The organism is Erwinia sp. 1181_3 (assembly GCF_052824965.1).
Map to the genome: position 1 here is coordinate 34,434 of NZ_VTDE01000012.1, position 19,103 is coordinate 53,536.

The 19,103-nt window shown below is 53.0% G+C and carries 18 protein-coding genes, 1 tRNA gene and 1 pseudogene; 8 read left to right on the forward strand and 12 right to left on the reverse strand.

Annotated features, from left to right (window positions below):
- Positions 1-181: 181 nt before the first annotated feature.
- Together FY046_RS20455 and FY046_RS20460 are read left to right on the forward strand one after the other, a co-directional pair.
- The gene (locus FY046_RS20455) at positions 182-1,180 is read left to right on the forward strand and encodes an aldo/keto reductase (protein WP_133842440.1); all 999 of its coding nucleotides are present in this window, start codon (positions 182-184) and stop codon (positions 1,178-1,180) included.
- 331 nt (positions 1,181-1,511) lie between these two features.
- A pseudogene (locus tag FY046_RS20460) lies at positions 1,512-1,661 on the forward strand (transposase); the annotation flags it as partial.
- A 188-nt stretch (positions 1,662-1,849) separates the two neighbouring features.
- Here FY046_RS20460 and FY046_RS20465 read toward each other — a convergent pair.
- The 8 genes from FY046_RS20465 to FY046_RS20500 are packed head-to-tail and all read right to left on the reverse strand — an operon-like array spanning position 1,850 to position 7,784.
- The gene (locus FY046_RS20465; protein ID WP_421505153.1) at positions 1,850-3,034 is read right to left on the reverse strand and encodes an acetyl-CoA C-acetyltransferase; all 1,185 of its coding nucleotides are present in this window, start codon (positions 3,032-3,034) and stop codon (positions 1,850-1,852) included.
- Complete coding sequence (locus FY046_RS20470) at positions 3,031-3,444, reverse strand: carboxymuconolactone decarboxylase family protein (RefSeq protein ID WP_133842438.1); 414 nt, start codon at positions 3,442-3,444, stop codon at positions 3,031-3,033. Before FY046_RS20470 ends, FY046_RS20465 begins: the two co-directional genes overlap by 4 nt.
- Complete coding sequence (locus FY046_RS20475) at positions 3,437-4,651, reverse strand: MFS transporter (RefSeq protein ID WP_133842437.1); 1,215 nt, start codon at positions 4,649-4,651, stop codon at positions 3,437-3,439. Before FY046_RS20475 ends, FY046_RS20470 begins: the two co-directional genes overlap by 8 nt.
- A 22-nt stretch (positions 4,652-4,673) precedes the next feature.
- On the reverse strand, positions 4,674-5,324 hold the full coding sequence (locus tag FY046_RS20480; protein WP_133842436.1) for an HAD family hydrolase: 651 nt from the start codon (positions 5,322-5,324) through the stop codon (positions 4,674-4,676).
- 3 nt (positions 5,325-5,327) lie between these two features.
- Positions 5,328-5,552, reverse strand: a complete 225-nt coding sequence (locus tag FY046_RS20485) for a tautomerase family protein (protein WP_133842435.1) — start codon at positions 5,550-5,552, stop codon at positions 5,328-5,330.
- 7 nt (positions 5,553-5,559) lie between these two features.
- Complete coding sequence (locus FY046_RS20490) at positions 5,560-6,393, reverse strand: hypothetical protein (protein ID WP_159336846.1); 834 nt, start codon at positions 6,391-6,393, stop codon at positions 5,560-5,562.
- A complete protein-coding gene (locus FY046_RS20495; protein WP_133842433.1) occupies positions 6,386-7,162 on the reverse strand; it encodes an AfsA-related hotdog domain-containing protein in 777 nt (258 codons plus the stop codon). The genes FY046_RS20490 and FY046_RS20495 overlap by 8 nt, the downstream gene beginning before the upstream one ends.
- A gap of 10 nt (positions 7,163-7,172) precedes the next feature.
- Entirely contained in the window at positions 7,173-7,784 is a 612-nt protein-coding gene (locus FY046_RS20500) for a hypothetical protein (RefSeq protein ID WP_133842432.1), read from the reverse strand.
- A 191-nt stretch (positions 7,785-7,975) separates the two neighbouring features.
- On the opposite strand from FY046_RS20500, the gene FY046_RS20505 reads away from it, so the two are divergent.
- Positions 7,976-8,902: a LysR family transcriptional regulator gene (locus FY046_RS20505; protein ID WP_133842431.1), complete on the forward strand. Its 927-nt coding sequence runs from the start codon at positions 7,976-7,978 to the stop codon at positions 8,900-8,902.
- A gap of 408 nt (positions 8,903-9,310) precedes the next feature.
- Here the strand turns inward: FY046_RS20505 and FY046_RS20510 are convergent.
- Both FY046_RS20510 and FY046_RS20515 read right to left on the reverse strand, forming a co-directional pair.
- Positions 9,311-9,387 (reverse strand) — tRNA-Ile (locus FY046_RS20510).
- Positions 9,388-9,532: 145 nt separating this feature from the next.
- Positions 9,533-10,102: a histidine phosphatase family protein gene (locus FY046_RS20515; RefSeq protein WP_446186434.1), complete on the reverse strand. Its 570-nt coding sequence runs from the start codon at positions 10,100-10,102 to the stop codon at positions 9,533-9,535.
- Positions 10,103-10,855: 753 nt separating this feature from the next.
- Between FY046_RS20515 and FY046_RS20520 the strand changes: the two genes are divergently transcribed.
- The 3 genes from FY046_RS20520 (at position 10,856) to FY046_RS20530 (ending at position 14,394) form a co-directional block, all read left to right on the forward strand.
- Positions 10,856-12,250: an MFS transporter gene (locus FY046_RS20520; protein WP_339507294.1), complete on the forward strand. Its 1,395-nt coding sequence runs from the start codon at positions 10,856-10,858 to the stop codon at positions 12,248-12,250.
- Between the two features lie 128 nt (positions 12,251-12,378).
- Positions 12,379-13,395: a LacI family DNA-binding transcriptional regulator gene (locus FY046_RS20525; protein WP_446186435.1), complete on the forward strand. Its 1,017-nt coding sequence runs from the start codon at positions 12,379-12,381 to the stop codon at positions 13,393-13,395.
- Between the two features lie 12 nt (positions 13,396-13,407).
- Complete coding sequence (locus FY046_RS20530; RefSeq protein ID WP_133842427.1) at positions 13,408-14,394, forward strand: nucleoside hydrolase; 987 nt, start codon at positions 13,408-13,410, stop codon at positions 14,392-14,394.
- Between the two features lie 133 nt (positions 14,395-14,527).
- Here FY046_RS20530 and FY046_RS20535 read toward each other — a convergent pair whose 3' ends face one another.
- Positions 14,528-15,955: a PepSY-associated TM helix domain-containing protein gene (locus tag FY046_RS20535; RefSeq protein ID WP_200641736.1), complete on the reverse strand. Its 1,428-nt coding sequence runs from the start codon at positions 15,953-15,955 to the stop codon at positions 14,528-14,530.
- A 54-nt stretch (positions 15,956-16,009) separates the two neighbouring features.
- Positions 16,010-16,456: a DUF2946 family protein gene (locus tag FY046_RS20540; RefSeq protein WP_446186436.1), complete on the reverse strand. Its 447-nt coding sequence runs from the start codon at positions 16,454-16,456 to the stop codon at positions 16,010-16,012.
- A 410-nt stretch (positions 16,457-16,866) separates the two neighbouring features.
- On the opposite strand from FY046_RS20540, the gene FY046_RS20545 reads away from it, so the two are divergent.
- Both FY046_RS20545 and FY046_RS20550 read left to right on the forward strand, forming a co-directional pair.
- Positions 16,867-18,570 (forward strand): ShlB/FhaC/HecB family hemolysin secretion/activation protein, encoded by a 1,704-nt coding sequence (locus FY046_RS20545; protein ID WP_446186437.1) that lies wholly within the window; start codon positions 16,867-16,869, stop codon positions 18,568-18,570.
- Position 18,571: 1 nt separating this feature from the next.
- A complete protein-coding gene (locus tag FY046_RS20550) occupies positions 18,572-19,090 on the forward strand; it encodes a toxin-activating lysine-acyltransferase (protein ID WP_446186438.1) in 519 nt (172 codons plus the stop codon).
- The last annotated feature ends 13 nt before the right edge of the window (positions 19,091-19,103 follow it).

Below are 19,103 nucleotides of genomic sequence, written 5' to 3' on the forward strand. Positions count from 1 at the left end.
TGGGCTGAGTACGTCAACGCCCCACGTATCGTTCTCGGACAGCGTCATACCGGTAATATATATATTGAAGCCATGCCAACTATCTAAACACTCAGTCCGATACTTTTTTTGCATAACGAAAATGACAATTCATCAATTGGAATAGAGATGAAACAATCAGATAGCTTAAAAAGGAGAACTTATGCATACCCGAAATCTATCTCAAAACCTCTCTGTCAGTTCTGTTGGCTATGGTGCCATGGGGCTGAGCGAATTTTATGGTCAGACTGACGATCAGGCCTCCCTGAAGCTCTTACATAAACTCGTTGACCTCGATATCACCTTTATTGACACCGCAAACCTGTATGGCCGTGGCCACAATGAACGTCTGATCGGCCATTTTCTTGCCGGTCTGGACAAGACGACTCGTGAGCAGTTCAAAATCGCCACCAAGTGTGGCATCGATCGCTCGCCTGATGAATCCTACGCCCGCACCATCAACAACCAGCCTGACTACATCACCCGCTGCTGTAATGAATCTCTCAAAAGACTGGGCGTTGAACGTATTGATCTTTTTTATCTGCACCGGGTCAGTCAGGCGACGCCCATCGAAGAGAGCATGGAATGCCTGAGCCGCCTTGTTAAAGAAGGCAAGATTAACCACATCGGTCTTTGTGAAGTCTCTGCGGCTACCCTGCACAGGGCACATGCCGTACACCCGCTGGCAGCCCTGCAGACCGAATATTCACTCTGGACGCGCGATATTGAACAGGAAATCCTGCCGGCTGTGAAAGCGTTGGGCATTGGTCTGGTTCCCTACTCTCCTCTGGGCAGAGGTTTCCTGACCGGTAAGTATCGTAATAATAGTGATTTTGCAGAAGGTGACTTCCGCAAAAACAATGAGCGGTTCATCCAGTCGAGTCTTGATCACAATGCTCAGTTGCTTGATGTTATGGGCCCGCTCGCGAAAAAATATGGCTGCACTACGGGTCAGATTGCGCTGGCCTGGTTGCTTGCACAGTATGACAAGCTGGTGCCTATCCCAGGAACCAAGCACATCAGTTACCTGACCGAGAATGCGCAGGCGGCCAATATTGTTCTGGAAGCAACCGATATCACCCTGCTGAACAACATTCATCAGCGCGTTGAGATCAAAGGCGGCCGCTACTCTGAGGAGGGCATGAAAGGCGTTAACGCCTGAGTACTGAGCTCATAAAAAAACCGGGCAATGCCCTAATGCCGATCCGGTGGCTGGTATAAAAAGGGTTCATGTTCATCATGGACCCTTTTTAAATGGAACTTTCATAAGCCCTCGGCATTATCAATGCCACCTTCCCAGAGTACGCCCGTAGCCTCTCAGACCTCATTCCTGCTGAATTCATTCAGAAAGCGTTAACGTTGACTGACACTGTCACGCTCCGCAAACTTCCTCTTGAATCCATGGATGGTGTTGTCTGGCGCACGGCAGACACGCCGGAAAACAGCGCTGCCTTCAGCCGCTGAAAACACACACACAATATCAAGTCGTGCGTACAGACCAGAATCGCTATCCGGGCAATAATATCAGTGACTTATATCGACACAGATGGAAAATCGAACGGGGTTATCGGGAAGTGAAACAGGGAATGTTGGACAGTCGCTGGACGTTACGCAGCAAGTTGCCAGAACTGGTGCGGCAGGAGTGGCGAGCTAACAACGTTGTATGAGAAAGAAAATGGCGGGTATTACCGGGGGAGAAGAGAGCGAAGTTACCCTCGGAAACGAAGAGTAAATGCACAGAAATATTCGGCGAGAAAAACGGCTGATCACCTTAAGTGACCAGCATTAGGGCATTGCCCGGTTTTTAATTTCTGGATACGACGGCTGACTGTTAGCTTTTCTGCCGGTAAACGCTCAGCGCGACACCTTCGCCACCGCCAACACACAGTGCAGCCATACCGCGTTGGCTGTTGGTTCGTATCAGGCCGTGTACAAGCGTGACCAGTATACGGCACCCCGACGATCCAATAGCATGACCAAGCGCGATAGCACCACCGTAAGGGTTGATGCGCTCTTGTGAAATGCCTGTCTGAGCGATAACTGCGAGAGCCTGCGCCGCAAACGCCTCATTTGATTCGAGATGTTCAATGTCTTCTGGCTTCCAGCCTGAACGGGTAAGGCAGTCTGTGATTGCCTGTATCGGAGCGGCACCCATTAGTGCCGGCTTGATACCTGAGTTGGTGAACTCTCCCAGAGAAGCCAGCACCGGCAATCCCTGTGCCTCAGCCGTACGCCGGGTGCACAGAAGAACAGCGGCGGCACCGTCGTTAAGTGAGGAGGCATTACCAGCAGTTACTGTGCCCCCCTTTCTGAATACAGGTTTGAGCTTATAGAGCTTTTCAATGCTGGTCTGACGCGGACCTTCATCAGTATCAACCCTCTGCGTTTCACCCTTTCTGTTCTGCCACTCTACAGGAACAATTTCGCGTTCAAAGAGGTGCTGCTCCTGCGCCCTGATTGCCTTCATGTGGGATAAAAGCGCGAATTCGTCCTGCATTTCACGAGTGATACCAAACTCATCCGCCACGTTTTCAGCAGTAACGCCCATGTGGGTATCATCAAAAGCATCCCACAGCCCATCAGATACCAGACTGTCTTTTATCTCGCTGTTTCCGAGACGTGTCCCGGTACGCGACGATGTCAGGATATGCGGTGCACTGGACATGCTTTCCTGACCACCAGCAATCACAAACGTTGCCTCTCCGGTGAGCAGTGCCTGCATACCCAGATGAACCGATTTCAGGCCCGAACCGCAGACTTTGTTGATGGTCATACACTGTGTTTCGACAGGCAGCCCGGCTTTCAGTGCGGACTGGCGTGCGGGGTTCTGACCGCAGCCGGCGGTCAGAACCTGTCCCATAATGACCTGTGAAATCTCACTGGCTTTGACGCCGGACTCTTCAAGAAGCGCGCGTATAACATGACTTCCCAGCGCGACGGCCGAGTGCCCGGACAGTACACCCATAAATGCACCGGTTGCCGTGCGTCTTGCAGAAACAATCACTACTTCATTCATGCACTTTTTCCTTTCAGACCGGGTAATGTATGCCCGGTTGCCGCCATTGCGGCACGATAGGCAGTCAGGCCATTCATACAAGCCGGGACGCCTGCATAAACCGCCATCTGAATCACGATTTCAAGCAACTCCTCGGGCGTGACGCCGGTATTGAGCGCCGCTCTCATATGCAGCTCCAGCTGCGGCATCGCATTACCCAGCGTGACAAGTGATGCCACTGTCAGCATTTCACGGGTCTTGAGGTCCAGTCCGGGGCGTCCCACCACTGCACCAAATGCGTAGTCGGTGATCAGGGCCGGTAATGAAGGATCAAGTTCAGCCAGTCGTCCGGTGACTTTATCGGCAAGACCGGGTTCAAGGCGGTCCATGATGTCTTTGCCATAACGGGTCAGATCGCTAGCTTCACTCATAAGATTTCTCCAGAACGTTTTGTGCAGACGCCACGCGCGTCGGGATAGCCGCCACCAGCAGTACAGAGAGCCCGATGGCCACGCCGGCTACGACGTAGAGCATCGGAACTGAAAATGCGGATACCATCCACGCACCGGCAGAGGCACCGATACCGATAGCAGTGTTGAAAAATGAAACGTAAACCGCAGAGGCAGGAAAGGTTTTATCTTCAGCCAGGCGCAGGACCCACGTCTGGAAGCCCACAAAGATTCCGGATACTGCCACGCCCCAGATAACCATAGCGGTGAATACAGCAGTGCCTGAAAGCGCTGAACCGGAAGTTCCCAGGAATACCAGTACCGCACAAATGAGCAGTACTGAAATGGATACTGTCGCCTTGAGATATTTATCAATCATCATGCCGGTCAGGAAATTGCCGGCAAGTCCCGCAATACCGTATACAAACAGCACAGCCGGAATAACCGATGTGGCCAGTGAATGCTGCGTGTGCAGCCAGGGTTCAATGTACGTAAAGGCAGCAAAGTGCGCGGTGACAGCGAGCAGCGTAGCAGAATAGATTTTCCACAGTGCAGATGATTTCAGTACGCTTTTGAGCGCCTCAAAGCCAATTGCGCTTTTGCTGGTGATCTGTGGGATCAGCACGCTGATACCGGCAAATGCCACCACGCTGAGTATCGCCATCAGCCAGAACGCCTGCCGCCAGCCGAAGTGAATGCCGATATAGTTTGAAACCGGCACGCCAAACACACTGGCTGCAGATACGCCACCAAATACGATTGAGGTAGCGGCACCAATATATCTTGTCGGCACAATGGAGACGGCCGTTGCCCCAATCATTGCCCAGAATGCACCGTGTGCCAGCGCTCCCAGCACACGTGCAGCCAGTAGTACCGTGTAAGTGCTCACCGTCGCGGCCAGTACGTTAGACAGGAAAAGGATCACGGTGAGCGTAAGCAGCAGCCGCTTCTTGGCCACATTGCCCAGAAACACTGATGCAAAAAGTGCGCTCAGTGCACCTACCCATGCATACAGTGAGACCGTCATACCCACGGCTGATTCAGACGCATGCAGGCCGTTTGCGATTGGCGTCAGCAGGCCAACAGGTGCCAGCTCTGTGGTGACGATCGTAAACGTTGAGAGAGCCAGAATAAAAAGAGCAAGCCACGACCTTAAGGTCATATCCTGCGGAGTGCTTTCTACGTTCATAATTTTTTACCTCTGGAATGATTTAAATAACGGGCCAGTGTTGGTGAATCGCATGACTGGAAAGCGATGACTTCTTTCCTACGCAAATCGGATGGCCGACGGATTCAAGCATGGGAATATCGGAGAGATCGTCTCCATAGGCATAGCAATCCGCAGGACTGATTTCTTTTCCACGACAGAACGCAATAAGCGCCTCCCGTTTGCCACTGCCAATGGTCTGCGGCGTGCCTATTTCACCTGTCAGTGTTCCTGCCTCAGTGAGTTCCAGTGGGGCACAGAGAATCTCCGTGACACCCAGATATCGGGCAACCGGTGCAAGTACAGGACGCATCGATCCTGAAACAAAGATAGTCAGTCTGTTTTCCGCCTGATGCTGCTTAAGGGCTGCGACGGCACTGTTAATAAAGAGAGTTTTGACACACTGTGATCGGAACCATTTTTCACCCACCTCTTCCAGTTTTTTATAACTGACCCCTGAGAACTGTCGGTAATACTCTCTGTTCAGATACTCGCGACTCGTTCCTTTTTTAACGTTTTCCTTAAACTGCGTCATATAGCATTCAAGCGTGTTCATTTCATTATTTTCACGACACCAGAATGCGTAAAAATCAAACATGCTTTTAATTGTTATAAGGGTCTCGTCGACATCAAAAAATGCGGCTGATTTCTGCAAAGCTTATTCCTCGTAACTCTTTCTTCGGCTTTTTACCGGGAAATCTTTATGATCCCCGGGAATACCTGCATCAGACCAGCGTGAGGGCTGTATTTCAGAAATCACTACAGAGATTTTATCCAGCGGTGCTCCGGTGTTTTTATGCACGGCATAGGTAATGTCCTCATGCAGCCTGAGCATGTCGCCTTCGTCTTTAGCAGGCCAGGTCGTGATATGTACAAATGGCATTTTTAACTCACTTTACGGTAATTAATTCATCGAATGAGCGGCTTTTCAGTTTCAGATGTGCATGGATATCACCACCCAGCCCATACAGCCCAATTGCGCCCCCGTAGCTCTGGCGGGAACTCATATAAAGGACAACCACGTTAATTACCCGATTATCATTGCGTTCATGTGCCGGGAACGGATCGGGTAACTCCGCCCAGTAATCCGCATTGCCATCGTGGTCGGTAATAAATACGTTAGGGATACCCAGCGGTCCCGGCCGGCTTGGATTTTCAGTTGCCAGATCCTGCTCACGCAGGCTCATTACGGTATAAACACTGTCGGGAACCAGGTTGCGAAATGAGAACCTGAACAGCGCGCGCCGGCTGTCTCCTGACAGAAACACCTCAAGACTGCCTTCAGCGCGTAACCAGTCTGCCAGCGTGACAGGCGGGATCTGACGTTTACCGTCACTGCTGCGGTAATCTGCGATGTAGCCTTCATGCAAAGGCAGGCTAGGCCGGCTTTCGGTATTAGCCTGTGGCCGCTGCTCTGGCGCGAACAGCATCCCGTAATTATTCAGCGGTACCGGCAGCGGAAGGGTATGCAGGATCACGTCCTTCAGTTCTGCCTGTGACATGTCATCGATATCACGCAATATTTTGTAGGGTGCCGTTTCTCCAAAGCCCGGAAGCGGGCTGTCTGCCGCCACAATCATGCTGCGCCATGCCAGGCCGTTGTCTCCTGGCACCATACCCACCACGACAAAGTTACCATCCTGATCCATTACCTCCGCAGGGGGATAAAGCGGCCCCTGCGTGGTAGCAGTCAGACGGTATTTCTGACTGCTTATTTCAGGCATGCGCTACCTCAAAGGTCGCACCCTGATGTTCTACTATCGCTGCCTGCATAGCCGCCTCAGCCAGGGATTTCTCTTTCTCAGAAATCAGCCCTGAAGGGTATACGGTGAATGAGACGTCCATGCTGGCGCAAAGCATCTGATGCTGCGTTACGCGCACCTGGGCTTTGAAACGGCCACGGCGGTCATTAACGTCCTTCTCAAGGTACTCAAAATGAACCAGCGCAGGTAAAGGAAACAGAAAACTCGAAAAGTTTATCGCCATGCTGTTAATGACGTAGTAACGCCCCGTTTCCTGCTTGTAGATAAATTCTTCAGTAATGGCGATAAACGCCTGACGGCTTGCCTCTACCAGGAGCATTCCCTGAATATGCTGACCGGTCTGATGATCGGCCATCAGCTCACAGCGCTCATCGATCAACAGCGGCATAGCAAAAAGATTACTGTTGTGCTCAGTCTGTTCTGCAGGACCTATCAGGACATTCTGTTCCAGCCGTTTATGGCAGTGTTCATTCTTTTTATCGTTAACAAGCTTTTCAAGAGAACACATTTTTAGTTTATTGCCGTGAATGGTATTTCTCGCCTGATTTGAAAGCACTTTCCCGGCAAAATCCTTACGCACACCCTGCCCGATAATAATTTCATGTTCTTTATCGATGATATTTGCAGGGATTTGCGTTAACAGCTCCAGCTGAGAAATAGTCAGGACATCTTTTCCATTTGCGAATTCATTGAATTTATCGCCGACAACAACCAGTTTCTTACAATTCATGAATCATTCCTCAGCAACAACAAGCGCGATAGATACGGGTATAGAGGCCTTCATTTCCTCCGGTAATATAGTTATCACCTGCCTGCTGAATGATTTCCTGGTAGCGTGCATTGGTAAAGGCTTCTTTATACGTTTCTTTATCGCCATTGAACGCAGAAATGAACATCACACCTGGCACGCCACTGATGAGCGAGTGAAAAGCTTCAAAGCTTTCGATCTTGTCTTTATTATCTCTTACAACGTTGAAGATCGTTTCGTCGCGCCACTGGCGATACTGCTCATAATTGTGTGCAGGAACTTCAACATGGCGCAGCTGAATATATTTTGTCTCAGGGAGATCTCTCTTGCTGTCGATAGGTGACTCGACAAACTTCAGAAGTTCTCTGCGAATATCCGCGGAAAGAACGTCAGCAAACTGATGGAACATAGATTCCATCTCTTCTTCCACCCATGATACTTCTTTAATGTCGTTAAACGAACGAAGTTCCAGTAATTCATTTACACCCTGTTCTTCACAAAAATAATAGCGCGTGCTCTCAGTGTTTTTTAATGACGAGAAAGTATCAGCAGAAACAGTATTTTTTAATGGGAATCGAGACACCAGCACATAGTTAGATGACATTATTATCTCCGAAAGGATATGGGATTAGATTTCGAGTGTAATTTATCAATCTGTGACGCAGGTGGAATTGTTAAATGTGTAATATAAATTTTGTATTACTGTAAAAGAGCCTTTTTCTGAAATGAAATTCCGTGTTATATCTTTACGTATAAATAAGATAGAATAATTTTTCTATTTGAAGGATGGAATCTATGGCAATTGCAGAACATTTAATCAGTAGCAACCTCCCCAGCGTTAAGCAGCTTCAGTGCTTTCTCGCTGTCGCACATGAGCTGAACTTCCGCAGAGCCGCAGAACGTCTCAGGATGACCCAACCTCCTCTGACCCGTCAGATAAAGTGCCTGGAAGCTGTGCTGGAGATACAGCTGTTCAGCCGCAGCACGCACGAGGTCAGTCTGACAGAGGCTGGTCGCGAACTGGTTATCAGGGCAGAGAAGCTCCTTCAGCAGCTCAGCGAAATGAAAACGGCTTCACCTTCCTCAAAGAAGAATCTGCGTATCGGTCTCACCCGTACGCTGAATTTTGAGCTGATAGAGCCTATCAACAAACAGCTCAATAAACTGGATGCCGGCGATGATGTTGAAACTCCCAATCTGACATCGGCGCAGCTGCTTCAATGTCTGTCAAAAAACACGCTTGATCTTGTGCTGACCGGCGAGAAAGGCACCGGTCATGAAGACATCGTCCAGTACCGTTGGGTCTACCGCGAGCCGCTGTTAATGGCAATGCCGGCTATGCATCCTGCAAGCCTGAAAGAAAAAGTCTCGCTGGAAGACATCTGTGATTTACCGCTCTTCTGGTTTGCAAGAAGCGCCAATCCCACCTTCTACGATAAGTGCGAAAGCTACTTCGATCGGCTCAGGTTTCCGCTTAAGCGGATCAAAGAGCCAGATGACTCACTGGTTATGCTCACCCACATCGCCCGGGGTAAAGGGTTTGCCCTGATGCCGCAGTCAAAGTGCACGTTCAATCAGGAGGGGCTATGCTACCGGGAGCTGTCCGATCACGAATCGTCAAAGCTGAATATCGATGTCTACGCGGCTACCCGACTCAATGAAAAGCGAGAAGACATCCTGAATGCGCAGGACGTGTTATGTTGTAACAATCTGTCAGAGTAGATTGGGGTATATAGTCAAAACTTTCTTCACGCCAGGCTTCGCCCCACTAATGATGAAAATCAGGGCACACAACAGCGAAGCACAGACCACAGATGCCCACCCGTTGCATAACGAAGATAAGTATTGCCCGTTTCTAATTAACGTTGATAAGCGCGGCAAGATCTTGCCATGACGCTGATGACCTGACAGATTTCATACTACAAGCAAATTTTTTTTAAGGCTGACGAAGCCGGCTTCTTTGTCACACCGCTCACTCACTTTCTTGTCGAGTCTGTCAAACAGGCTCCTATGTTCTGTGTGCTGATAGCAGGTGATGCAGCATGTGGATGACATCACCCACTACCTCACCTGTAACGCCATAAAACAAAAAGGACTCAGCCAGTTTCCTGTCTAAGTCCTTGATAAATTTGGTGGCCCCAGCTGGACTTGAACCAGCGACCAAGCGATTATGAGTCGCGTGCTCTAACCAACTGAGCTATGGGGCCTGAGGCGCAGGATTATAATGTAACTCTGCGGCACGATCCAGCGCTTAACATGTGTATGATGCATTTCCAGGCAAAAATACGATATCGCGAACTGGTTGAATCATAACCATTATCTCTCCAGACCTGCTCTCATGCGCCTTTAGCGCTAAATCACCGGTGGATGATAAATCGCACTGCTCCAGTAGCGGCTGCTGGCGTGTTTCTCTCCCAGCCAGCCAAGATGACGTAAGCGGCGTGCAATCAGCTTATTCATAATGCCGTGACCCACCAGCAGTACATTGCCTTCGGCAGACAGGGCGATCAGGCGATCGGCGGCGAGCACCGCACGCTGTTTTGCCTCAGCGTAAGACTCTACCTGTCCGGCGTAGCCCAGCAGCCACATCACCCGCAGCAGCGGCAGCCACAGCAGCGGCAGCCACAGCAGCGGCGATAAAGCCGGGAAGGCCAGCGGCATAACGGGCAGTGCCACTTCACGATAGACTGCATCGACCCGGTTGGCCTGCCTGCCGAGTTTTGCCAGCGACGAAATGGCACGCGGTAATGTGCTGGTGACAATCCAATCCGCCTCTGCGGCCAGCCTCAGGCTGCGTTCTGGCGGCAGGTCACAGATCTCGGCCAGATCGTAGGCCTCGCACCATTCCGCCATCGCCAGTGACGAGCGGCGGCCTGGCAGAGAGTGATCGGGCTTGCCGTGGCGCATTAATGTAATCGTCATTATTTCCCGCCTGATAAGAGCCTATCCCATTAGGCTATTTTATTTGCCATTAATGTACGCCTACTGGGCCAGGCTCTAAGTGTGTTTTTCAGCTTAACCATCCCCCCCGACAAACACAAACCTGAAGCTAATGTGCAGATTGTCATCTCTTCGCAATACTCGGGGGCTAAAACGTCAGTGTTGAAAGCGTGTTCAGCTTCGTTTGCCTTAAGTTTGCGCACGGTTTCAATAGTGAAAAAAAATCGCATGTTTTTTGGACGATTTATTTCATTGATTTTATTGATTTTCTAAGCAATCAGTTGTGTTGAATGTCAAGAAAATCTAACGATTTCCGTTTCGTTACCTTGATTTATCTACACGCGTAGATACAATAGCTGCGTAGTGAAAATTCACGGTGCTTGATGGTTAGCAGCTACGTGAAGGTCAAATTTGTTTCGCGTTACTTATACGATTGGTCAATTTTAGACCGTCGGCGCAAAGCGAATATAGCGTTCCAACACCAGGGAACCTTTTTACCCGTCATACTTCAAGTTGCATGTGCGTTGGCTGCAGTCGTTCACCCGAATCACTTACTTCAGTAAGCTCATCGGGGTTCGCTCCTTTGCCGCCTTCCTGCAGCTCGAATTATTTAGGGTAAACGACCTTTCGTCATGGCTTTATAACACGGCCTGTTCACTGGCGAATTTTCCTCCGACGGAGGAGTGCGTGCCAGGGATGGCGCCGAATAAAACTCCTCACATCAGGGAATTTTTCATGTCTACACCTCAAAGCGTTGCACAGGATACTGCAATGTCGGCCAACTCGGCGGCAGATGAACGTTTAGCCACCCCGGAAGGGCGTAAGGATTTTTGGCGGGCAACATTCTCGTGCTGGCTTGGCACAGCAATGGAATATGCCGACTTCGCTTTATATGGGCTGGCCGCCGGGATTATCTTCGGTGATGTCTTCTTCCCCGAAGCAACGCCAGAAATGGCACTCCTCTCTACCTTCGCGACCTGGTCGGTTGGCTTTATTGCCCGCCCGATTGGCGCACTGTTCTTTGGCTGGCTCGGCGATCGTAAAGGTCGAAAAGTCGTCATGGTTTCCACCATCATCCTGATGGGTGCCTCCACCACACTGATTGGTCTTATCCCCAGCTATGCCTCTATTGGCCTTTGGGCACCGGCGTGTCTGGTGCTGCTACGCTTTAGTCAGGGCTTTGGTGCGGGTGCAGAGCTGTCCGGCGGTACGGTAATGCTGGGTGAATACGCACCCGCGCAGCGTCGCGGTCTGGTCTCTTCCATCATTGCGCTCGGTTCTAACAGCGGCACGCTGCTGGCATCGTTGGTCTGGCTGGCGGTGGTGCAGATGGACCAACAATCACTGCAAGAGTGGGGCTGGCGTATTCCGTTCCTGTGCAGTTCGCTGATTGCGCTGGTGGCGTTATGGATCCGTCGTCACTTACGTGAAACCCCGGTATTTGAACGCAAAAAAGCAGAGCTGGAAGCCGAACGTGAGCAGGTGCTGGCCGCCGTGCCCGTCGTAGAAGATACCCGTGGATTCTGGCGCCGTAGCCGTGCCTTCCTGACCATGGTTGGTCTGCGTATCGGTGAGAACGGTCCATCCTATCTGGCGCAGGGCTTTATTATCGGTTATGTGGTGAAAGTGCTGGCAGTGGATAAATCGGTGGCGACCACGGCGGTGTTTATTGCTTCGCTGCTGGGCTTCCTGATTATCCCGCTGGCGGGCTGGTTGTCGGACCGCTTTGGTCGCCGTATTACCTATCGCTGCTTCTGCCTGCTGCTGATCCTCTACGCGTTCCCGGCCTTTATGCTGCTGGACTCGCGTGAACCGGCCATTGTCATCAGTACGATCGTCGTCGGGATGGGATTGGCATCGCTGGGGATCTTCGGCGTACAGGCGGCCTGGGGCGTGGAGATGTTTGGCGTTCATCATCGTTATACCAAAATGGCCACTGCTAAAGAGCTGGGGTCGATTCTTTCAGGCGGTACGGCACCGCTGGTGGCGTCGGCACTGCTGGCCTGGACGGGTCACTGGTGGCCGATTGCCACTTATTTTGCGGTGATGGCAGGTATCGGTTTCCTGACCACGTTTGTGGCACCGGAAACACGCGGTCGCGACCTTAACGCACCGGAAGATGCGATTTAATCACGGATGAAAGCGGAAAAGAGTGTGGGTTTTCCCCCGCTCTTTTTCCCTTAATTGCATTATCTAAGGGACTCACGGGCCGGATTTTTATCCGGCCCGACGCTGTTTATTTGTGAGGAAGACTGCCTGTGGCAAAACAGATTCATCATCGTGCTACCCGTGCTGATGTAGCAAAAGTAGCCGGAACTTCCGTTGCCGTAGTGAGTTACGTCGTGAATAACGGACCGCGACCGGTTGCGCCTGCGACACGTGAACGCGTGCTGGCGGCGATTAAAAGCACCGGTTACCGCCCGAACAGTGTGGCGCGTGCGCTGGCTTCCGGCACCACCAGAACCTATGGGCTGGTGGTGCCGAATATTGGCAATGCGTTTATTGCTTCGCTGGCCCATGAGCTGCAACAGCAGGCGCTGGCGAACGATATGGTGATGCTGCTGGGCGATGCCGGCGACAGCCGAAAACGCGAGTTGCAGCTGATCAACAATCTCCTGAGTCAGCAGGTCAATGGCCTGTTTTACATCAGCGTCGACCGCAACCCCTATATTGATCTTCTGCACTCCAGCGGCACCCCGTTTGTGATGCTCGACCGGGTTGATCCCAGCTTGCAGGTGAATGTCATCCGCGTAGATGAACGCGAGGCGTCACGTCAGGTGACGGCCCATCTGTTAAGCCACGGCTATCAGCATGTCGGCATTATTTGCGGCCCGCCGGAGATGCTGAATACGCAGGATCGTCTGCAAGGCTGGCGCGATGCGCTGGCGGATTATGGCGTGGAAGAACGCCCGGAGTGGATATTCCATACCCCCTATACCCGCGAGGGCGGCTATCAGGCTGCACAGCGCATGATGCAGGGCGAGACGCGCCCGCGTGCGCTGTTTACATCCAACGAAGCGCAGGCGATTGGTTGTATTCGTGCTTTATCTGAACACCATATCCGCGTGCCGGATCAGCTGGCGCTGGTCTGTTTTAACGGCACCGATCAATCTTCCTATCATGTGCCTTCGCTGACGACTGTTCGTCAGCCCGTGGGCGAAATGGCAAAAACCGCTATCAACATGCTGGCAGCGTGGAAAGGGGAGAGCATGCTGAGTGAGTTCTCCCATCATCTTGAACTTGGCGAGTCCTGTGGCTGCAAGCTGGCCCGATAATAAGATAACGATATGAAACGATTAATTATTGATTGTGATCCGGGGAATGGTATTACGGGGGCCAACGTCGATGACGGGTTGGCTATTGCACTGGCGCTGGCTGCACCGGAAATTTCGCTGGAGCTGATCACCACCGTGGCGGGAAATACCCCAAGCCAGGTGGGATACAGCGTGGTGAAAGATCTGATGGAGCGTATCGGGCAGTCGGTAGCGGTGGTGAAAGGGGCCGATGCGGCCTTATGCGAGCCGACGCAACCGTGGCGCGAAGCGTTAGATCAGCGGGTGCACAGCAACCAGCTGGCGCATCTGTGGCGCGGGGTGCGTCAGCCGCAGTCGTTTACCGCCCCGGCTCTGGAAGCCGCGGATGCGATGGGCCAGCTGATTTGCGCGAATCCGGGAAAAATCACTCTGGTAGCGATTGGTCCGCTGACCAATGTGGCGCTGGCGTTAGAACGCTATCCGGAGATGGCCGATGCGGTGCAGGAGATCGCCATTATGGGCGGTGTGTTTGCGCTGGATGATTTTATTAAAGACACCAACTTTGGCATTGACCCTGAGGCCGCACATAAGGTGCTGACCAGCGGCGCGAATATCACACTGGTGCCGATGGATGTGACCAGTCAAACGCTGATGACGCATCAGGATCTGAACCGTATTGCACAGATTGATACACCGCTGGCGCGTTTTGTCACCGAGACGCTGCGCCCGTGGATTGATTACTCGATTCAGACCCGTCATCTGCCGGGCTGCTGGATCCACGATGCGCTGGTAGTGGCCTGGTTGCTGAACCAGCGAGTGAGCACGGCGGCGGATTATTTTGTCGACGTGGAGCTGCGCGAGGGGATGACGCGCGGTAAGTCATGGCGTTTCCGTCAACCGCTGCGTGTGGATGTGGGCATCGGTGAGCCGCAGGGTGGCCAGGTGCATGTGTTACAGACGGTGGATAACCAGTTGTTGCTGGCGATGCTGGAGCATTATCTGGCGAAGCCGTTAGCGTAAAACCTGCCCGTGGATTTTGCCGATCCGGCGTGCTTAAACTGGCCTCAGACCTGAAGCCAAACTGTCAGCCACAAAAAATGAGTGGGGATCCCTCAGGGGGCGACCCTTTTTTCCGGTCACCCCGTATTGATGATCAGGCGTGCACTGCACGCCGCCAGCGCCACACATCCACGCCCAGTAATACCAGCAAACTCACGCCCATCACTGGCAAACAGACCGCCGTAATCAACGTGATCACCAGCAGCAGAAAACGTGCGCTAATCGACAACGGTTGCCAGCAGCCCAGTAGCGTATCCAGTGGAGAAACCTGCCCACCCTGCGGACGGCGCAGCCACCACATGCGATAGCCAATCACAATCATCACGCACAGCCCGGCACCAAACAGTGCCAGGACCAGCTGATTCACCACCCCGAACAACACGCCCATATGGGCATCCACGCCCCAGCGCGTCAGTTTGGCCAGCAGGCCAAAGTTGGCGAACTCCACCTTATCAATCACCGCGTTGCTTTGCGGATCGACCGCCACGCTGTCAACCTGCGTTGGCCAGCGGCGGTCAATCTCATTCACCGTCCAGGCTTTATCAGCCCGGTATGATGGACGGATCTCCAGTTTGGCCGCATCAATCCCCGCCGCACGCGCTGCGTTCAGCACGCCATCGAACTGCGCCGGATTGACCGTAGCCGGAGCGGCATCCTGCGTCATCATCATGTGGCCTTTATGCTCCGCATGCTCATCCATTGGCATATCCATCATCATCGCGGATTCAGAATGCAGCACGGTATTCACCGAGGGCGTCATCCAGCCAAAATGATTGCGCATCAGGGAGATATTATCCCCGGCCCAGCGTGACCAGGTCAGGCCGGTGGCGGAGAAGAACACCAGCCCGAGCAGCAATGCCAGACCCAGCGTCGTGTGCCAGTGGCGTTGCCCCGCCAGACGCTGGGCGCGTGTTGGGCGAGATCGCAAGGGTTTGCGGCGCGGCGTGCGGTTGGTGGCCCAGAGCAGGGCACCCCCCAGTGCGGCAATCCACAGCCAGCTCGCCGCCAGTTCGCTGTAATTGCGGCCCACGTCACCCAGCAGCAGATTACGGTGCAGATAATCCAGCCAGGTGCGGAAGGGCAGAATGCCGCTGGTGCCGTAAACCGTCATCACGCCACGGATTTCCAGCGTCTTTGGATCAACAAACACCGCCCGGGTTTCCGATGGGCCGAGATCGGCACTGGCAAACATCACGCGCGTGGTTTCACCGGGATGGGGTGCCGGGCGCACGGCGGCGATTTTCGACTTCGGCCCCATCAGGGCACTGGCGGTGGCGATCTGGGCTGAGATTGGCTGGTCGGGTCCGGTTGATGAGGTAAACAGCTGTGACTGATACAGCACATTTTCCAGCTGAGGCGTCAGCACATACAGCGTGCCGGTCAGGGCCGCGACAAAGATAAAGGGGGCGATAAACAGCCCGATATAGAAATGCAGGCGACGCAGCAGCGGGATCAGCGTGCTGCTGCTGCGGGTGGCGTGCGTGGTCGCACGTCGGATATTTTCTGACATTGTCTTTTCCATCAGCCTGTTTTACAGGCATTCGCAGGGGCTGTGGGGGATCCCACAGATCAATCGTTAATTGAAGCGTGCGGTGAGGACGAGCGGCGGGGCGCGGGGATGGAAGAAGCGAGGAACAAAACGCGCCACCACGGGCTGAAACAGGGGAACATCCGGCTGGGTGGCGGCCTGTAATGTCGACCACAGCAGTGGCAGCGTCATCAGGTCGAGCGGCAGCTGCACCAGCAGTACGCAATAACCGCAGGCGCTGTCATCCATCATCGACATCGGATGATGTGCCTGTTTGGCCCCACCAGTGGGCGTGGCGGCCATATCATGATGCATGTCTGGCATCTCAGACATGTCCATCGCCATCCCATGATGCATCATCATCATGCTGCTACTGCCATGCGCCTGCGCCAGTGATTTTGAAATCACCGGAGCAATAAACAGCAGCAGTATTGCCAGCAGGCCAAGCCAGGCGGCAAGGCGGTTGCGGGGGGCATAAAATGAGATCGGTGACACGCCTTTTCTTTCAGCAGGAATACCGTCAGAAGTGTACTTGAATTTAGTGGAACAGGGGAAAGGTAATCTCTTTTTCTGTTTTTAATATCGACAATTTAAGGGCCAGCTGGCGCTGGATGATTGAGGAATAATCTTAACCATTTCCAGTTGTTTCTGGTTAGTTTTCTGAGGTGAATTTGACTTATGTGTATTTTTGTATTTTTTCTTATGAATTGATTATGTTAATGATAAATAGCGTTTTTTATATCGCATTATGTGTCAAATATTAAGAATTTCCTTATGTTGTCGTTGTTTTAATTGTCACTCAATTGTAAGCGTTATGTAAGTTTAGGAACAATCCTGGATGAGAAATCGTTAAAGTACCTGGCATCAACATCGTATAAATAATAAACCTTGCTCAGGGCATTACTATGCTACGGATTGCGTCTGGAAAAGACGGGATAACCCCTGCTTGTCTCAGTAGTTTGGCCGTTATTATCAGTCTCTTTCATGTCACGAATGTGGCCGCTGCCACGATCGGCGATCAGCAGTTAATTAATCAGCAGGAACGTCAGCGCGCGACTGAACGTCAGCTGGCGCCACCTGCGCCGGACGTCCGTTTACAGGCGCCGGGCAGCTTTTTCAGCCGCATTCAGTTTCCTGCCGAACAGCCGTGCTTTGCCCTGCAACATATTGAGTTACAGGGGCGAGAGGCGTTCCCGCATTGGATGCCGTTGCAAAAGCTGGCCGATCAGGCGCAGGGGCAGTGCCTTGGCGGTAAGGGTATTAACCTGCTGATGAGTGCCTTGCAGAACCGTCTGGTGGATCACGGCTACGTCACCGCCCGCGTGCTGGCCCCACCCCAGGATATTAACAGCGGCACCCTGAAGCTATTGCTGGTACCGGGCAAGGTGCGCAATGTCCGCCTGACGCCAGACAGCGATCGTTACGTTCAGCTCTGGAGCGCCATGCCGGCCCACGCCGGGAATTTGTTGGATCTGCGTGATATTGAACAGGGGCTGGAAAACTTACAGCGCCTGCCCACCGTGCAGGCCGATATGCAGATTGTTCCCGGTGAGCAGCCGGGCGAAAGTGATATCAACGTCAGCTGGAAGCAGTCGCGCCACTGGCGACTCGGTGCCACGCTGGATGACTCCGGTAGCAAAAGTACCGGGCGCTATCAGGGCGGCCTGACGCTCTACCTCGATAATCCTCTGTCACTCAGCGATATGTTCTACGTATCCGCAGGTAAGGATTTAGAGCAGGGCGGCGACAAAGGCAGCAAAAATACCCTGATCCACTACTCAGTGCCGTTTGGTTACTGGACGACGGGCGTCACTTTCAGCGACTACGACTACCACCAGTCGGGTCTGGGCAGTGGTTTTGACTACCAATACAAGGGTAAGAGCAAAAGCATGAACTTCCAGCTCGGGCGCGTACTGCACCGCAGCGGCAGCCAGAAAACCTCGTTCAGCTATGAAGTGATGACGCGCCAGTCGCGCAACTACATCGAAGATACCGAGATTGAGCAGCAGCGTCGTCAGACCGCCGCCTGGCGTCTCGGTTTGCAGCATCGTCACTATATCGGCCAGGCCACGCTGGATACCGGCGTGAGCTATCAGCGCGGGACGCGCTGGTTTGGCGCGGAACCGGCACCGGAAGAGAGCTATGGCGAAGGCACCGGGCTGGCGAAGATTATTCAGCTTTCCGTGCAGCTGAATGCGCCGTTCCAGCTGTGGGGGCAATCCTTCCGTTATAACGGGCAGTTCCAGCGTCAGATGACCCATTCTCCGCTGACACCGCAGGATCAGATGTCCATTGGTAACCGCTGGACGGTTCGCGGCTTTGATGGCGAATACACCCTGAACGGTGACGAAGGCTGGTTTGTACGTAACGACATCGCCTGGCAAACCCCGCTGCCGAATCAGGAACTCTACCTCGGCGCTGACTATGGCGAAGTGAAAGGCGGTATTGATTATCAGGTCGGTCACCATCTGGCAGGCGGGGTCATCGGCCTGCGCGGTAACGTACTGAATACCGGTTACGACCTGTTTGCAGGTGTGCCGTTCTCCAAACCGGATGGTTTCAGCACCAGCCCGGTCTCCCTCGGTTTCAATCTGAGCTGGGAATACTGATATGACGATCCCCGTTAATGGTTTTCAGGTGATTTCCCCGCTGTTGAGCAGCGGGTTCAGCGAGTCTGAAGTGCTGGGTGCCAGCGTCTGGTTATGGATGCATTCGGCACAGCACCGCGACATTCCCCTCAGTGCGCTCTCCACGCTGCTGCTGCCCGCGATCAAGCATCAGCAGTTTGCGCTGGCGATGCGTGACGATAAGCCGGTGTTTTTCCTCAGCTGGGCCTGGCTGGATGATGAAGCCGAGCAGCGTTATCTCACGCAGCCCGGCATTCACGTTCAGGAGCGGGACTGGAACAGCGGTGACCGTCTGTGGATCCGCGACTGGATTGCGCCGTTTGGCGATCAGCAGGCGCTGCGTCGCCTGGTCGGCGGCACGTTATTTCCGCATCACTGCGTACGTTCGCTGTATCACAAAGGTGAGGAGCGCGGTCTGCGCGTTATGAATTTCCGTGGTGATGCGGTAACGCATCAGGATTTCGCACGCTGGCAGCGCGACACCCCGCTGGCAAGCCATTAACTGGAAGGGATGA

What these genes read in the sequence shown, in the direction of transcription:
- FY046_RS20455 (WP_133842440.1), top strand. Translation starts at nt 182, where the DNA reads ATGCATACCCGAAATCTATCTCAAAACCTCTCTGTCAGTTCTGTTGGC.
- FY046_RS20465 (WP_421505153.1), bottom strand. Translation starts at nt 3,034, where the DNA reads ATGAATGAAGTAGTGATTGTTTCTGCAAGACGCACGGCAACCGGTGCA.
- FY046_RS20470 (WP_133842438.1), bottom strand. Translation starts at nt 3,444, where the DNA reads ATGAGTGAAGCTAGCGATCTGACCCGTTATGGCAAAGACATCATGGAC.
- FY046_RS20475 (WP_133842437.1), bottom strand. Translation starts at nt 4,651, where the DNA reads ATGAACGTAGAAAGCACTCCGCAGGATATGACCTTAAGGTCGTGGCTT.
- FY046_RS20485 (WP_133842435.1), bottom strand. Translation starts at nt 5,552, where the DNA reads ATGCCATTTGTACATATCACGACCTGGCCTGCTAAAGACGAAGGCGAC.
- FY046_RS20490 (WP_159336846.1), bottom strand. Translation starts at nt 6,393, where the DNA reads ATGCCTGAAATAAGCAGTCAGAAATACCGTCTGACTGCTACCACGCAG.
- FY046_RS20495 (WP_133842433.1), bottom strand. Translation starts at nt 7,162, where the DNA reads ATGAATTGTAAGAAACTGGTTGTTGTCGGCGATAAATTCAATGAATTC.
- FY046_RS20500 (WP_133842432.1), bottom strand. Translation starts at nt 7,784, where the DNA reads ATGTCATCTAACTATGTGCTGGTGTCTCGATTCCCATTAAAAAATACT.
- FY046_RS20505 (WP_133842431.1), top strand. Translation starts at nt 7,976, where the DNA reads ATGGCAATTGCAGAACATTTAATCAGTAGCAACCTCCCCAGCGTTAAG.
- FY046_RS20515 (WP_446186434.1), bottom strand. Translation starts at nt 10,102, where the DNA reads ATGACGATTACATTAATGCGCCACGGCAAGCCCGATCACTCTCTGCCA.
- FY046_RS20520 (WP_339507294.1), top strand. Translation starts at nt 10,856, where the DNA reads ATGTCTACACCTCAAAGCGTTGCACAGGATACTGCAATGTCGGCCAAC.
- FY046_RS20530 (WP_133842427.1), top strand. Translation starts at nt 13,408, where the DNA reads ATGAAACGATTAATTATTGATTGTGATCCGGGGAATGGTATTACGGGG.
- FY046_RS20535 (WP_200641736.1), bottom strand. Translation starts at nt 15,955, where the DNA reads ATGGAAAAGACAATGTCAGAAAATATCCGACGTGCGACCACGCACGCC.
- FY046_RS20545 (WP_446186437.1), top strand. Translation starts at nt 16,867, where the DNA reads ATGCTACGGATTGCGTCTGGAAAAGACGGGATAACCCCTGCTTGTCTC.
- FY046_RS20550 (WP_446186438.1), top strand. Translation starts at nt 18,572, where the DNA reads ATGACGATCCCCGTTAATGGTTTTCAGGTGATTTCCCCGCTGTTGAGC.